Raw genomic sequence first — 14,357 nt, 5'->3', positions numbered from 1 at the left:
ATCGGCCCACCCTGGAATCATCAGTCCGCCCGGCCCCGACGGACACCCGGTGGTGAGCCAGATGGTTCTCAAGCGACGCGGTCGACACTCGCGTACGTCCTTCGCGGCTCTGGCCGCCGCCTCGGCCCTCGTGCTGGCCCCCGTCCTCGCGGGCTGCGGGGACGACGACGTCGCCGGTGACCCGATCGCCACGGGAACGCGCTCGGTCGCGAGTGACCGTCCCTCCGACCCCGTCGCCGCCAAGGCCGAGATCACCAAGAACTGGACGGCCTTCTTCGACCCGAACACCCCGGCCGCGGAGCGGACGAAGCTGCTCGAGAACGGCGACCAGTTGGGGCCCGCCCTGGAGGCCCTGCTCACCAACGACGCCGCGTCGCAGGCCACGGCGAAGGTCAAGGGGATCGAGTTCACCTCGCCGAACGACGCGAACGTGACGTACGACCTGCTGGTCGCCGGGTCCACGGCCGTGCCGAACGCGAAGGGCACGTCGGTCCTCCAGGACGACACCTGGAAGGTGTCCGCGAAGACCCTCTGCGGCCTGGCGCAGCTCAGCGGTGCGAGCGTTCCGGGTTGTTGAGGCCGGCGGGGCGCTGCTCCTCGCCGCGCTGCTCGCCCTGACCACGGCGTGCGGCAGCCGGCTCCCGGAGGACGCGTTCGAGACGCGGCCCACCGCCACTTTCCCCTCCGGCGGTGAGCCGCTCCGCGTCGGCATCATCACCAGCGCCACCAGCCCCGTCGGCGGCGACGCCTTCACCGGACCGCGCGACGGCGCCCGCGCCTGGTTCGACGCGCTCAACGCCAGGGGCGGCCTGAACGGACGCCGGGTCGAGGTCGTCACCTGCGACGACGGCGGCAGCGGCGTCGGCAACAACGAGTGCGTGCACCGACTCGTCGACGAACGCAAGGTGTTCGCCCTCGTCGCCACCACCGCGCTCGACTACGCCGGCGCCCCGCTCGTCTCCAAGGCCGGTGTCCCCGACATCGGGGGCCAGCCGCTCACCGCCGCGTACGAGACCTATCCGCATCTGTACGGGATCTACGGCAGCCTCGCCCCGCGCACCGGAGAGGCGCCCGGCTGGAACGGCGTCCTCTACGGCGGGACCGAGGTCTACCGCTGGTTCAAGCGCGAGCACTCCGCCCGTACCGCGGCCGTCGTCGCCTACAACCAGGCCGCGTCGACGGCGTACGCCCGGCTGATCTCCGACGGGCTGCGCGCCGAGGGGTACCGGGTCGTCGACGAGCAGGTCGACTTCGCCCTGCCCAACTTCCGCGCCGTCGCGGCCGATCTGCGGGCGCAGGGCGCCGACCTCGTCTTCGACGCCCTGGACACGCACGGCAACGCCCAGCTCTGCGAGGCGATGGAGACACTCGGCGTCAAGGTCACCGCCAAGGTGACCAACGTGCAGAACTGGTCCTCGACCGTGCCGCGCGACTACGCCGGCTCCCCCTCCTGCCGGGCCTCGCTCTTCGTCACCGGATCCAGCCGCAACTACGAGGACACCGGGCACCCGGCGGTCCGCGAGTTCCGGGCGGCGATGGGCGACCGGCCGCTGTCGCAGTGGCAGTTGGAGGGCTGGGCGGCCGCCATGTGGTTCACGGACGCGGCGCTCTCCTGCGGCGACCGGCTCACCCGCGCCTGCGTCGAGGAGTACGTCAACCGGGCCGAGCCGTACACCGCGCGCGGGCTCCTGCTGCCCGTCCGCTTCGAGCAGCTCCCCGAGCCGCCGAAGACCCGGGAGACCTGTCTCTCCGTGGCCCGCTGGCAGGACGGACGCGGCTGGGTCTCGCAGGGCGACATGAACAGCGACTGCGCCACCGTCCCCCAGATCGGCTACCGGCCGTGAAGAGTAAAGTCGCCCCCTACCGACCACACCGACGGGGGAATCGGCGACCCGATGCGCATCTCGTTCCTGCTCCACAACGCCTACCACATCGGCGGCACCATCCGGACGACGTTCACCCTCGCCGAGGTGCTCGCCGCACGGCACGAGGTCGAGATCGTCTCGGTCTTCCGGCACCGCGACGAGCCCGTCCTCGGCCTCCCCTCCGGTGTGACCCTGCGTCACCTCGTGGACCTGCGCAAGGACAGCGCCGACCAGAAGCACCCGGACCTCTCCCGGCCCGCCCGGGTCTTCCCGCGCGGCGACGGCCGCTGGAAGCAGTACAGCGCGCTCACCGACGCCCGGATCGGCGCGCACCTGGCGTCCGTCGAGGCCGACGTGGTGGTCTCCACCCGGCCCGGGCTCAACGTCCACCTCGCCCGGCAGACCCGGCGCGGCCCGGTCCTGGTCGGCCAGGAGCACCTGATCCTCGACGGCCACACCTACCGGCTGCGGCGCGAGATCGCCCACCGGTACGCGGTCCTTGACGCCGTCACCACGGTCACCGAGGCCGACGCCCGCTCGTACCGGACCCGGCTGCGGCTGCCGGGCGTACGGATCGACGCGGTGCCCAACAGCGTGCCCGCGCCCGGCCTTCCGCCCGCCGACCCCGCCTCGAAGGTCGTCGTCGCGGCGGGCCGGCTGACCCCGGTCAAGCGGTACGACGTGCTGGTCGAGGCCTTCGCCGAGGTGGCCGCGGCCCGCCCGGACTGGAAGCTCCGCATCTACGGCGAGGGCGACCAGGGCGGCAACACGAGGCCCGCGCTGACCCGGCAGATCGAGAAGCTCGGCCTCGGGGAGAACGTCTTCCTCATGGGCACGGCCAACCCGATGGAGCCGGAGTGGGCCAAGGGCTCCCTCGCCGCCGTCACCTCGCGGCGCGAGTCCTTCGGCATGACCCTCGTCGAGGCGATGCGGTGCGGGCTTCCGGTCGTCTCCACCGACTGCCCGTACGGCCCCCGCGAGATCATCGAGGACGGCGTCGACGGCCGTCTCGTGCCCGTGGACGACGTCTCCGCCGTGGCCGGGGCCCTGCTCGAACTCATCGAGGACGACGAACTGCGCGCCAGGACCGCGAAGGCGGCCCTCGCGGCGTCGGAACGGTTCGACCCGGTCCGGATCGCGGCCCGCCACGAGGAGATCTGGACCGAGCTCGTCGCCCGGGGCACGAGCGGCCGGGCCCACGGCCGGCTGAGCGAGACCCGGCACCGCGCGGTCGGCGCGGCGGTCGACGCCGTGTACGAGCTGAAGCGCCGGGTCGGGGTGCTCGTCCGCCGCTTCCGCTGAGGAGCCGTTCGCCCGGAATCCGGGGAGCCATTGAGGACCGGATCCGTCCGCGACGGCTGGCAGACTCGGCCCCATGTTGGAGACCTCCGCACGGCTGCTCCGCCTGCTCTCGCTGCTGCAGGCCCACCGCGAGTGGTCCGGCGCCGATCTCGCCGACCGGCTCGGGGTGACCACCCGTACCGTGCGCCGGGACGTCGACCGGCTGCGCGAACTCGGCTACCCGGTCAACGCCAGCCCCGGCACGGGCGGCGGCTACCAGCTGGGCGCCGGTGCCGAACTGCCGCCGCTGCTGCTCGACGACGACGAGGCCGTCGCCGTCGCGGTCGGGCTGCGGACGGCCGCCGGGCAGGGCGTCGAGGGCATCGGCGAGGCCTCCGTACGCGCCCTGGCCAAGCTGGAGCAGGTGCTGCCGGGCCGGCTGCGGCGCCGGGTGAGCACCCTCAACGCCTTCACCGTGCCGATGCTGCGCACCCCGGTGAGCCAGGTCGACCCGGCCGTCCTGACCGAGCTCGCGAACGCCTGCCGGGACAGCGAGCGGCTCCGCTTCGCGTACCGCGACCACGGCGGCTCGACCACCCGCCGCACGGTCGAGCCGCACCGCCTGGTCTGCACCGAACGCCGCTGGTACCTGGTCGCCTGGGACGTGGACCGGGCCGACTGGCGTACGTTCCGGGCCGACCGGATCGAGCCGAAGCCGCCGCACGGCCCCCGCTTCCCGCCCCGCGAACCGCCCGCCGAGGACCTGGCGGGCTATGTCGCGAAGGGCATCTCGGGGGCGGCCTACGCGGCCGAGGCGATCATCAGGCTGCACGTCCCGCTCGCCGAGGCGGCCGCGACCGTCGGCCCGATGGACGGCGTCCTGGAGCCGGACGGGGACGGCGCCTGTCTGCTGCGCGCGGGCGCGGGCAGCCTGGCGGGCATGGTCGTCCATGTGCTGATGCTGGGCGTCGAGTTCGAGGTGGTCGCGCCGCGCGAGCTCGACGACCGGGTCCGGTTGCTCAGGGACCGGCTTTCTCGGGCCGTGGACCGGTCGGAGCGCTCGGAGCGGTGATCCGCATCCGTTCGTAGGTCGCGAACTCCGGGTGGTGCAGGTCGAAGGCCGGCGCCTCGGAGCGGATGCGCGGGACCGCGTCGAAGTTGTGGCGGGGCGGCGGGCAGGACGTCGCCCACTCCAGCGAGCGGCCGAACCCCCACGGGTCGTCCACCTCGACCAGCGGCGCGTACCGGGCGGTGCGCCAGACGTTGTAGAGGAACGGCAGCGTGGAGGCGCCGAGCAGGAACGCGCCGATGGAGGAGACCGTGTTGAGCGCGGTGAACCCGTCGGCGTCCAGATAGTCGGCGTACCGCCGGGGCATGCCCTCCGCGCCGAGCCAGTGCTGCACGAGGAACGTGAGGTGGAAGCCGACGAAGAGGGTCCAGAAGTGGACCTTGCCCAGGCGCTCGTCGAGCATCCTGCCGGTGAACTTGGGCCACCAGAAGTAGAAGCCGGCGAAGGTCGCGAAGACCACCGTGCCGAAGACCGTGTAGTGGAAGTGGGCCACGACGAAGTACGAGTCGGTGACGGCGAAGTCCATCGGCGGCGAGGCGAGGATGACGCCGGTGAGGCCGCCGAAGAGGAACGAGACCAGGAAGCCGACCGACCAGAGCATGGGGGTCTCGAAGGAGAGCGAGCCCTTGAGCATGGTGCCGGTCCAGTTGAAGAACTTCACCCCGGTCGGCACGGCGATCAGGAACGAGAGCAGCGAGAAGAACGGCAGGAGCACCGCCCCGGTCGCGAACATGTGGTGCGCCCACACGACCACCGAGAGCCCGGTGATCGCCATCGTCGCGGCGATCAGCGTCGCGTAGCCGAAGATCGGCTTGCGGGCGAAGACCGGGATGATCTCGCTGACGATGCCGAAGAACGGCAGCGCGATGATGTAGACCTCGGGGTGCCCGAAGAACCAGAACAGGTGCTGCCACAGCAGTGCCCCGCCGTTCTCGGGCTGGAAGACCACCGAGCCGAACCGCCGGTCCGACTCCAGGACGAGCAGCCCGGCGGCGAGGACCGGGAAGGCCATCAGCACCAGGATCGCGGTGAAGAGGATGTTCCAGGTGAAGATCGGCATCCGGAACATCGTCATGCCGGGCGCCCGCATCCCGATGATCGTCGCCAGGAAGTTCACCGAGGTGAGGATCGTGCCGAAGCCGGAGAGCGCGAGCCCCATGATCCACAGGTCGGCGCCGATCCCGGGAGAGCGCTCCAGATCGTTCAGCGGCGCGTAGGCGGTCCAGCCGAAGGCGGCGGGCCCGCTCGGCACGAGCAGCGAGCCGATCACCATCAGGCCGCCGAAGAGGAACAGCCAGTACGAGAACATGTTCAGCCGCGGGAAGGCGACGTCGGGGGAGCCGATCTGGAGCGGCACCAGCTCGTTGGCGAAGCCGGCGAAGGTGGGCGTCGCGAAGAGCAGCAGCATGATCGTGCCGTGCAGCGTGAACGCCTGGTTGAACTGCTGGTTGTCGAGGATCTGGATCCCCGGCCGGGCCAGCTCCGCCCGCATCAGCATCGCCATCACCCCGGCGGCCAGGAAGAAGACGAACGAGGTCACCAGGTAGAGGTGGCCGATCTTCTTGTGGTCGGTCGTGGTGAGCCAGTCGATCAGGACCCGCCCATGCCGCTCCCGAGGTGATTCGACGGCCGCGGTCGCGGTGTCGGTGCCCATCGATGCCTCCGGTGCGTCCGATCGTCCGGTCATGATGCGCGCCCCGGCGGCGGGGACACGGGAGGCGGGCCGCCGGGCTGCTCCGGTCGGCCGAACGTGTGCGCGTTCTGCGGGGAAAGGGTGAAAACCGCGAGGTGGCGGTGGTCCTCCGAATTCGCCTGACCGGACTGCGCGGCGGAATTCAGGAAGCGCTTGCGGGAAGAAGCGGAAGGGGTCTGGAATTGCCGGGGATTCGGCCGGAAACTGCCCTTCCGAGTGACAGCGCTCGTGTCAAACATATGTCGAGAAGCTGTGACACAAGCGTGACCGGTAAGGGACTAACGTGAGGCGCATGACACCCAAGCCGACCTCACCCGTACCGCCGGAAGACTATGTGGGTCTCGACCGCGAGCAGGCCGAAGGACTCGCCCGTAACCACGGCTGGAGCGTGGTCCGTTCACTGCCACCGGGCTCGATCATCACGATGGAGTACCTGGAGGGCCGCATCAACTTCGAGGTGACGGACGGTACCGTCACGCGCTGCTGGCTGGGCTGACGGTCACGCACGAGGAAGGGCCCCGGCGCGCTGCCGGGGCCCTTCCTCGTGCGGTCGTGCGGGTCAGCCGCCGGTGAGCGGCCGCGAGCGCGACGGCCTGCGGCCGCCGGCCGGCGTGATCTGCGTCCGCTCCGGGCGCGTGGAGTGCCCCGCGTGCCCGGCGTGGGCCGCGTGCCCCCGGGGGGTGGTGAGCGGCGGCGCGAGACGGCCGTCCCCGCGCGCGGCGGACGAGGCCCGTCCGCTGCGGGCGCCGACGGTCTCCCTGACCGGCTCGTCGGACGCGACCGGACGCGGCGGGTACAGCGTCGGCCGCGGACCACCGGCCGCCACGGGCAGCGAGGGGACCAGCCGGCGACGGGCCCGCAGCTGCTCGCGCAGCCGGTCGCGGGCGCTGAGGACGACGGCCTCCACACGGCTGATCAGCGGCTCGCACCAGGGCAGCGCGAGCAGGATGAGCAGCCCGGCGGCCCAGCCGAGCAGCACGTCGCTCAGCCAGTGCGTGCCGATGTAGACGGTCGTCAGGCCGACGCCGAGCGCGACCACGGCGGAGAGCGCCGAGAGGTAGCGGCGGGCGCGCGGAGTGGTCGCCAGATAGGCCAGGATGCCCCAGGTCACGACCGCGTTGGCGGTGTGTCCGGACGGAAATATATCGCCGCCCGCGAAGAGCTCGGCCGAGCCGATCTGCGTCGCGTAGTGGGGACCGAGGCGGCCGAGTCCGAGCTTGACCGCGCCGACGGTGACATTGAGCAGGAGCAGGGCGGCGCCGAGGGTGAGCAGGGGGCGCAGGGTGTGCTGGCGCCAGGAGCGCCAGCCCAGCCAGGCCGCCACCATGACGGCCGTCGGGCCGCGCTGGCCGAGGACGACGTAGTAGTCGAGGAAGGGGTGCAGGTCCGGCCACTGCTGATAGGGCCGGAAGAGCATGATCTTCCAGTCGAGGGTCACCAGCCACGTCGAGAGCAGCACGGCCACGACGATGGCGAGATAGAACGCCAGCGTCCCGCCGAAGAGGGCGAGACGCGTACGGGTCATCCGCGGGACCTCTATCTTCGGCGGTTCCGGCTCCCGGTCCAGCCGGGCAAAGATGTCGGTACGCACCCAATCGACGTTACAGGGAGTGAGTGTCGACCTTGGTCGTTCCGGTCTCTTCGTGATGACGATGTGATGTGGAGTAGGTCTCAGACCGGGGTTTATTCCTGGCTACTGTCTGAGAATCCGATGACCTTGTGCCCTATTGGGCGAAGTCGGCTTTCCGGAAGTCTGTTTGTACGTCACGGAAATTTCTCAAACGGTTGTACGGGAGGAATTCGGCGCGACGCGCGGCCCTGCTGGAGTGGCGTACGCCACACCGGGCGGCCCGCCGGGGTGAGAGGTGCGCCACGCGCTCGTGCCGTGAACTCGCGTACGCTGACGGCTCACTCGCCCGTCGATGCCGGGCCGCCCCGAGGACCCGAACCCCCGGCCGGCGCCCGCCGAGTGCGAGGGCTTCACTGGGAGGTACGTACATGCAGCGGACGAGCACGGCCGGAGCACGGCTCCGCGCCGACGGCGGCGGCGCCAACCGCTGGGTCGTCCTCGTCGTCCTCTGCGTCAGCCTGCTGCTCGTGGCGCTCGACGCCACCGTGCTCCACGTCGCCGTCCCCTCCCTCACCGAGGACCTGCGCCCCGGCGCCACCGAGCTGCTCTGGATCGTCGACGCCTATCCGCTGATCTGCGCCTCGCTGCTGATCCTCTTCGGCACGCTCGGTGACCGGGTCGGCCGGCGGCGGGTCCTGCTCCTCGGTTACGCGCTGTTCGGCGTCGCCTCCGCGGTCGCCGCCCTCGCCACCACCCCCGAGGTCCTCATCGGCGCCCGCGCCCTCCTCGGCGTCGGCGGCGCGATGATCATGCCCGCCACCCTCTCGATCCTCCGGGCGGTCTTCCCCGACCGGCGCGAGCGGGCCACCGCCATCGGCATCTGGACGGCGGTCGCCGCGGTCGGCGCCGCCACGGGACCGGTGCTCGGCGGCTTCCTGGTCGAGCACTACTGGTGGGGCTCGGTCTTCCTGATCAACATCCCGCTGATGGCGCTGATCCTGCCGCTCGGCCGCTGGCTGCTGCCCGAGTCCAAGGGCCGCGACGACGGCCCCTGGGACGTCGTCGGCGCGCTGATGGCCGCGGCCGGCGTGCTCGGCATGGTCCTCGGCGTGAAGCGGATCGGCGCGGGCGAGAACCTGTTCGCCCCGGCGACCTGCGGCCCGCTGCTCGTCGGCGCCGCGCTGCTGATCCTCTTCGTGCGGCGGCAGAAGCGCCGGGCGCACCCGCTGATCGACATGCGGCTGTTCTCCCGGCCCGCCTTCACCACCTCCGTCGGCTGCATCGTGCTCGCCATGCTGGCCCTGGTCGGCCTGGAGCTGATCGCCGTCCAGTACCTCCAGCTCGTCCTCGGGCTCAGCCCCCTGGAGACCGGGCTCAGGCTGCTGCCGCTCACCTTCGCCGCCATGGCGGCCGGCGCCACCGGCTCGTACACCCTGCGCCGGATCGGGCCGCGCCGGATGGTCGGCTGGGGCTTCGTCCTCACCGCCGCCGCCGTGCTGCTGCTCGTCATGATGGGCCAGACCGACCGGCCGCTCCTGCTCACCTGCGGCTTCGTGCTGCTCGGCTTCGGCCTGCAGACCACCCTCTTCTCCGCCTACGAGTCGATGCTCAGCGAGGCACCGCCGGAGGGCGCGGGCGGCGCGGCGGCCATCGGCGAGACCTCGTACCAGCTCGGCGCGGGCATGGGCATCGCGCTGCTCGGCAGCGTGATGAACGCGGCGTACGCCCCCGGTCTCGCCTCCGTCCCCGAGGTCCCGGCCGCCGCGAGCAAGGCCGCCGCGAACTCGCTCGGCGAGGCCTACCAGGTCGCCGACCAGCTCGGCGGCACGGCCGGCGCGGCGCTGTACCACGCGGCCCGGCACGCTTTCGTGGACGGACTGCACGTCACCCTGTTCGTCAGCGCGGGGCTGCTGCTCGTCGGGGCGGTGATGGCGCTGCGGCTGCCGCGCGTCATGGAGTGCACGGTGGATCCGGAGGACCTGGTGGCGCCGGTCCCCGAGGAGGTGCGGGTGCCGGGCCGCCGCGAGCCGGCCGAGCGTGAGGCGGTCGAGCCCGCTCGTTCCGGCCGCCCGGCGCGCTGAGGCGCCGGGGCACGGGCGGGGTTCCGAGGCGCCGGCTCACGGGCCGGTGCGTGCGGTGTGGGCGGTGTTCGGTGTGGCCGGTGTTCGGTGGGCGTCTTCCGGCGCCGTCGCCGGAAGGGGCGCCCACCGCTCAGCTCTGGTTGAAGAAACCGTCCTGCGCACGCCCGGCCGGGTCCCCGCTGATGATCTGCGTGTCGGCCGGGGTCAGCAGGAAGACCCGGGTGGCCACCCGCTCGATCGAGCCGCGCAGACCGAAGGCGAGTCCGGCGGCGAAGTCCACCACGCGCTTGGCGTCGGAGGGCTCCATGGCGGTGAGGTTCACGATGACCGGGACGCCGTCCCGGAAGAGCTCGCCGATGCCCCGGGCGTCCCGGAACCCGTCCGGGGAGACGGTCGCGATCCGGCGGCCCTGCTCCTGGGCCGAGTCGGACGCCACCCGGACCCGGGGGTCCGTCACCCAGGCGTCGCCGCTCTCGTTACCCTCGGCGTACTCGTCGTCGTAGTAACGCTCGTCGTTGTCCTCGACGAGTCCAAGCCAGGCGCTCGCCTTGCGCACCGATCCCATGGACGCCTCCTTTCAGCGCGGTCACTTGTGGTTCCGCAATCCCTATCGTCGTCCATGATGCGGATCGCGCGCCAAGTGGATAGTCGGCGCGCGCGTGTTTCGTGACGGTACTGGTGCAGAACGTGAGGCCCTGTTTCTGGCGATTCGTCAGGAATCTTGCGGTATGCGGGGCCTGACGGAGGTTCCGCAGGAGCTGTGCAACTTAAAATATGAAAGTCGGGCCAGAAGGGTGACGGTCGGAGCGTCCGGGTGAACGGGACGCTCGATACGATGCCCGGCACACGCACCAGCCGCACATGCGCGCGACTCACGGGGGAGTCTCTTGTTCGGAATAGTCAGGCCCTGCACGCACCGGCTCACCGAGGGCCTCAGGACCGAGTGGATGGCTCATCTCTGCGGCCTCTGTCTGGCACTTCGGGCCGATCACGGGCAGTTCGCCCGGGTGGTCACCAACTACGACGGGCTCATCGTCTCGGTTCTGACGGAGGCTCAGACCGGCCCGCTCGACGGCATACGCCGCACGGCGGGCCCCTGCCCGCTGCGCGGGATGCGGACCGCGCCCGTCGCCCAGGGCGAGGGCGCGCGGCTCGCGGCGGCCGTCTCGCTGGTCCTCGCCTCGGCGAAGGTCCGGGACCACGTCGCCGACCGGGACGGCCTGTTGGCCCGCCGCCCGGTCGCCGCCGCGGCCCGCCGGGTCGCCAGGTCCTGGGACCGGGCGGGCGAGCGGACCGGGCGCGCGCTCGGCTTCGACACCGCCCTCCTCGTGGACGCCGTGGACCGGCAGACCGGGATCGAGACGCTCGCCGGACCCGGCACGCCGCTCCTCGTCGTGACCGAGCCGACCGAGACCGCGACGGCGGCGGCCTTCGCGCACACCGCCGTCCTCGCCGGGCGACCCGGCAACGTCGAGCCGCTCGCCGAGGCCGGCCGGCTCTTCGGGCGGCTCGCGCACCTGCTGGACGCCGTGGAGGACCGGGAGGCCGACGCCGCTTCGGGCGCGTGGAACCCGCTCGCCGCGACCGGCACCTCGCTCGTCGAGGCCCGCCGGCTCGCGGACGACGCGCTCCACGGCATCCGCCTGGCCCTGCGGGACGCGGAGTTCGTCGACGGCCGGCTCGTGCACATGCTGCTCGCGCACGAGCTGCGGGTCTCGGTCGACCGCGCCTTCGGCACGACCTGCTCCCACGGGACGCCGGGTCCCGGCCAGGGGCCGGTGCCGGGGAACCCCTACGCGGGCGGGGGCGGGAACCCGTACGGGAACGGCGGCAATCCCTACGGGGGCGGCGGCGGGAACCCGTACGGCGGTGGCGGGCCCGGCGGCCCCGGCGGTCCCGGTGGGCTGCCGCCGCAGTTCGGGGGCGAGGGGCCGCAGCGGCCGAAGCCGCGCGGATTCCTGGCCGGATGCGCCGCGTTCACCTGGCTGTGCTGCACCTGCCAGCTGTGCTGTGCGAAGCGGTACGAGGGCCCGTGGTCCCGGAAGAAGCGCAAGGGCGCCTGCCGGAACGCGGACGACGTGGCCGACGCCGGCGACTGCGCGTGCGACTGCTGCGACTGCGGATGCGACTGCTGAGCCCGGGCGGCGGGGCGGACGGGGCGAGGTGGCCCGCTCGCTGGTGATCGTCGGTGCCGGGCCGCGCGGGACCGGGGTGCTCGAGCGGATCGCCGCCAACGTGCCCGAGCTGTACGACGGTTCCGGCCTCGACGTCCATGTCGTCGACCCGTACCCGCCGGGCGGCGGGCGGATCTGGCGCCACGACCAGTCGCCGCTGCTCCGGATGAACTCGCAGGCGCGGGACGTCACGATGTTCACCGACGCCAGCGTGGAGATGGCCGGTCCCGTCCTCGCCGGGCCCACCGTGCACGCGTGGGCCGGCGGGGACGGGCGGGCCTTCGTCAGCCGCCGCACGCACAGCGGCTATCTGCGCTGGGTGTACGAGCGGGCCGTCGCCGCCCTGCCGCCCGGGATCGCCGTCCACCACCACCCGCGCCGGGCGCTCCACGTCGCCGGAGCGCGGCACGGCCGCCAGACGGTCCGGCTCGAGGGCCTCGACGCCCCGCTCGCCGCCGACGCCGTCGTCCTCGCCCAGGGGCACCTGGACGCCGAACCCGACGCCGAGCAGATCCGCCTGGCCGACTTCGCCGCGCGGCACGGTCTGGTGCACCTGCCGCCCGAGTTCACCGCCGACAGCGACCTCTCCCCGGCGCGGCTCGCGCCCGGCGCGCCCGTTCTCGTGCGCGGCCTCGGCCTCGCCTTCGTCGACCTCATGGTGCTCCTCACCGAGGGGCGCGGCGGCCGGTACGAGGACGGGGCGTACGTACCCTCGGGGCGCGAGCCGGTCCTGTACGTCGGGTCGCGGCGGGGCGTTCCGTACCACGCGAAGATCGCGTACCCGCTCCTCGGCGAACGGCCGCCGCTGCCACACCACCTGGGTCCCGCCGCCATCGACCGGCTCCTCGCCCTGCCCGGCGGGGCCGACTTCCGGCGGGACGTCTGGCCGCTGGTCGCGAAGGAGCTCGGCTTCGCCCACTACCACCGCCTCTTCACCGCGCACCCCGAACGCACCCGCGTCCCCTGGGCGGAGTTCGAGCGCGCCCACGCCGCCTGCCCGCCCGGCGGCGGCCCCGAACTCGACGCCCTCGTCGCCTCAGCCGTGCCCGACCCCGCCGACCGGCTCGATCTCGGCGCGCTCGACCGGCCGCTCGCCGGGGTGCGCCACGCCTCCGCCGAAGCGCTCCAGGCGCACTTGCGGACGTACATCTCCGCCGACGTCGCACGCCGCCGCGACCCGGAGCGCAGCACCGACCTGGCCCTCTCCCACGCGCTGCTCGCCGTCTACGGGCAGCTGGCGCGGCTCGGCGACCTCGGTCCGTGGTGGCACGGCTTCTACAGCTCCCTGGCGTCCGGGCCGCCGGACCCGCGGCTGCGGAACCTGCTCGCGCTCTCCCGCGCGGGTGTCGTGCGGTTCCTCGGCGCGGACCTCCGGATCGCCGCCGAGGACGGGGTGTTCCGGGCCCACAGCCCCACGCTGCCGGGGCACGTCACCGAGGCCCGCGCCCTCGTCGAGGCCCGGCTCCCGGAGCCCACGGTCACCACCACCCGGGACCCGCTGCTGCGGGCGCTGTACGCCGACGGCGCGGCCGCGACCCCGGCCGGGCTCCTCGCCGTCGACCCCGCCGACGGGCGCGTCCTGGACCGGACGGGCGTGCCGTACCCCCGGCGGTTCGCGCTCGGTCCGCACACCGACGCGCGCGGGCCCGGCGGGTTCACCCGGCCCGGCGGCAACGGCCTCGCGCTGCGGCAGAACGACGCGACCGCGCGGACCGTCCTCGCCCTCCTGCGCGACCTGCCCGGGCCCCGCCGGGCCTGACCGCATCACCCGAAGCGTCGCGTCCGGGCCTTTTCGGACCCGTATGGAAGGGTGGATCACCATGAGCACGGATAGCACCGATCCCCAGGCCCGGCAGGACTGGGAGCACTGGCACGAGCAGCGCACGGCGGCGGTCGCCTCGTCGTACGGTCCGCTCTCCCTCACCGGCACGTACTGGCTCTCCGACTACCCGGAGGGTCGAATTCCGGCCGTTCCCGGGCGGTGGCGGGACGAGGGCGACGAGGTGGTCCTCACGGCCGGTGCCGAGGACGCCGTGACCGTCGACGGCAAGCCCCTGATCGGCAGCGTTCGGCTCACCGCCGACCACGCCCCGATCCACGAGTCCCGGGCCGAGTCCGCCGGGCGGCGCCTTGTCGTGCTGCGCCGCGAAGGGCTGTGGGCGGTACGGGACTTCGACCCCGAGTCCCCGGCGCGGCGCGCCTTCCGGGGCATCGAGGCCACCCCGTACGACGAGAGCTGGGCGGTGCCCGGCACCTTCCGCGCGTACGAGGAGTCCCGGAGCGTCCGGGTGGAGAACGCGGACGGGAGGGAGCGGGGGCTCGGGCTCGCGGGCGTGCTCTCGTTCGAACTGCGCGGTGTCGAGCACACCCTGCAGGTCGCGGTGGAGGACGACGGCACGCTGTGGGCGGTCTTCGCCGACGCGACCAGCGGAAGGGACAGCTACCGCTTCCGCTTCCTGCGTCCCGCCGCGCCCGCCCAGGACGGCTCGGTGACCGTCGACTTCAACCGGGCGCTGCTGCCGCCGTGCGCCTTCGCGGACCACTTCATCTGTCCGTTCCCGCCGCCCGGGAACACCCTCGACACCGCCGTGCCGGCGGGGGAGCGGCGGCTGGTGGAGGGCTGA

12 protein-coding genes are annotated in these 14,357 nt (G+C 72.9%); 9 read left to right on the top strand and 3 right to left on the bottom strand.

Features of this window, described 5'->3' with window-relative positions:
- Positions 1 to 61 precede the first annotated feature (61 nt).
- The 4 genes from ACWCO8_RS21795 to ACWCO8_RS21780 all read left to right on the top strand — a co-directional run bounded on the left by ACWCO8_RS21795 (position 62) and on the right by ACWCO8_RS21780 (position 4,218).
- Positions 62 to 577, top strand: a complete 516-nt coding sequence (locus ACWCO8_RS21795) for a hypothetical protein (RefSeq protein WP_451033591.1) — start codon at positions 62 to 64, stop codon at positions 575 to 577.
- The gene (locus ACWCO8_RS21790; RefSeq protein WP_451033590.1) at positions 555 to 1,844 is read left to right on the top strand and encodes an ABC transporter substrate-binding protein; all 1,290 of its coding nucleotides are present in this window, start codon (positions 555 to 557) and stop codon (positions 1,842 to 1,844) included. Before ACWCO8_RS21795 ends, ACWCO8_RS21790 begins: the two co-directional genes overlap by 23 nt.
- 51 nt (positions 1,845 to 1,895) lie before the next feature.
- Positions 1,896 to 3,167 (top strand): glycosyltransferase, encoded by a 1,272-nt coding sequence (locus tag ACWCO8_RS21785; protein WP_451033589.1) that lies wholly within the window; start codon positions 1,896 to 1,898, stop codon positions 3,165 to 3,167.
- Between the two features lie 73 nt (positions 3,168 to 3,240).
- Complete coding sequence (locus tag ACWCO8_RS21780) at positions 3,241 to 4,218, top strand: helix-turn-helix transcriptional regulator (RefSeq protein ID WP_451033588.1); 978 nt, start codon at positions 3,241 to 3,243, stop codon at positions 4,216 to 4,218.
- Here the strand turns inward: ACWCO8_RS21780 and ctaD are convergent.
- Positions 4,166 to 5,869 (bottom strand): aa3-type cytochrome oxidase subunit I, encoded by a 1,704-nt coding sequence (ctaD, locus tag ACWCO8_RS21775; RefSeq protein ID WP_362005086.1) that lies wholly within the window; start codon positions 5,867 to 5,869, stop codon positions 4,166 to 4,168. The genes ACWCO8_RS21780 and ctaD overlap by 53 nt on opposite strands.
- Positions 5,870 to 6,200: 331 nt before the next feature.
- Here ctaD and ACWCO8_RS21770 point away from each other — a divergent pair, with 331 nt between their 5' ends.
- Positions 6,201 to 6,404, top strand: a complete 204-nt coding sequence (locus tag ACWCO8_RS21770; protein ID WP_362004158.1) for a proteinase inhibitor I78 — start codon at positions 6,201 to 6,203, stop codon at positions 6,402 to 6,404.
- A 63-nt stretch (positions 6,405 to 6,467) separates the two neighbouring features.
- Here ACWCO8_RS21770 and ACWCO8_RS21765 read toward each other — a convergent pair whose 3' ends face one another.
- The gene (locus ACWCO8_RS21765) at positions 6,468 to 7,499 is read right to left on the bottom strand and encodes a phosphatase PAP2 family protein (RefSeq protein ID WP_451033587.1); all 1,032 of its coding nucleotides are present in this window, start codon (positions 7,497 to 7,499) and stop codon (positions 6,468 to 6,470) included.
- Between the two features lie 407 nt (positions 7,500 to 7,906).
- On the opposite strand from ACWCO8_RS21765, the gene ACWCO8_RS21760 reads away from it, so the two are divergent.
- A complete protein-coding gene (locus ACWCO8_RS21760; protein WP_451033586.1) occupies positions 7,907 to 9,559 on the top strand; it encodes an MFS transporter in 1,653 nt (550 codons plus the stop codon).
- 130 nt (positions 9,560 to 9,689) lie between these two features.
- Here ACWCO8_RS21760 and ACWCO8_RS21755 read toward each other — a convergent pair whose 3' ends face one another.
- Positions 9,690 to 10,124 carry a cell division protein SepF gene (locus tag ACWCO8_RS21755; protein ID WP_362004167.1) on the bottom strand — a complete coding sequence of 145 codons (435 nt, stop codon included), beginning with the start codon at positions 10,122 to 10,124 and terminating at the stop codon, positions 9,690 to 9,692.
- Positions 10,125 to 10,446: 322 nt separating this feature from the next.
- On the opposite strand from ACWCO8_RS21755, the gene ACWCO8_RS21750 reads away from it, so the two are divergent.
- From ACWCO8_RS21750 to ACWCO8_RS21740, 3 genes are all read left to right on the top strand, one after another.
- Entirely contained in the window at positions 10,447 to 11,694 is a 1,248-nt protein-coding gene (locus ACWCO8_RS21750; RefSeq protein ID WP_451033585.1) for a DUF5685 family protein, read from the top strand.
- Between the two features lie 28 nt (positions 11,695 to 11,722).
- Positions 11,723 to 13,492 (top strand): FAD/NAD(P)-binding protein, encoded by a 1,770-nt coding sequence (locus ACWCO8_RS21745; protein ID WP_451033584.1) that lies wholly within the window; start codon positions 11,723 to 11,725, stop codon positions 13,490 to 13,492.
- Positions 13,493 to 13,553: 61 nt separating this feature from the next.
- Complete coding sequence (locus ACWCO8_RS21740) at positions 13,554 to 14,357, top strand: DUF1684 domain-containing protein (RefSeq protein ID WP_362004173.1); 804 nt, start codon at positions 13,554 to 13,556, stop codon at positions 14,355 to 14,357.

It is taken from the genome of Streptomyces sp. NPDC001927, assembly GCF_053594455.1.
This window is presented reverse-complemented; position numbering and strand designations above follow the sequence as displayed.

What these genes read in the sequence shown, in the direction of transcription:
- ACWCO8_RS21795 (WP_451033591.1), top strand. Translation starts at nt 62, where the DNA reads ATGGTTCTCAAGCGACGCGGTCGACACTCGCGTACGTCCTTCGCGGCT.
- ACWCO8_RS21785 (WP_451033589.1), top strand. Translation starts at nt 1,896, where the DNA reads ATGCGCATCTCGTTCCTGCTCCACAACGCCTACCACATCGGCGGCACC.
- ACWCO8_RS21780 (WP_451033588.1), top strand. Translation starts at nt 3,241, where the DNA reads ATGTTGGAGACCTCCGCACGGCTGCTCCGCCTGCTCTCGCTGCTGCAG.
- ctaD (WP_362005086.1), bottom strand. Translation starts at nt 5,869, where the DNA reads ATGGGCACCGACACCGCGACCGCGGCCGTCGAATCACCTCGGGAGCGG.
- ACWCO8_RS21770 (WP_362004158.1), top strand. Translation starts at nt 6,201, where the DNA reads ATGACACCCAAGCCGACCTCACCCGTACCGCCGGAAGACTATGTGGGT.
- ACWCO8_RS21760 (WP_451033586.1), top strand. Translation starts at nt 7,907, where the DNA reads ATGCAGCGGACGAGCACGGCCGGAGCACGGCTCCGCGCCGACGGCGGC.
- ACWCO8_RS21755 (WP_362004167.1), bottom strand. Translation starts at nt 10,124, where the DNA reads ATGGGATCGGTGCGCAAGGCGAGCGCCTGGCTTGGACTCGTCGAGGAC.
- ACWCO8_RS21740 (WP_362004173.1), top strand. Translation starts at nt 13,554, where the DNA reads ATGAGCACGGATAGCACCGATCCCCAGGCCCGGCAGGACTGGGAGCAC.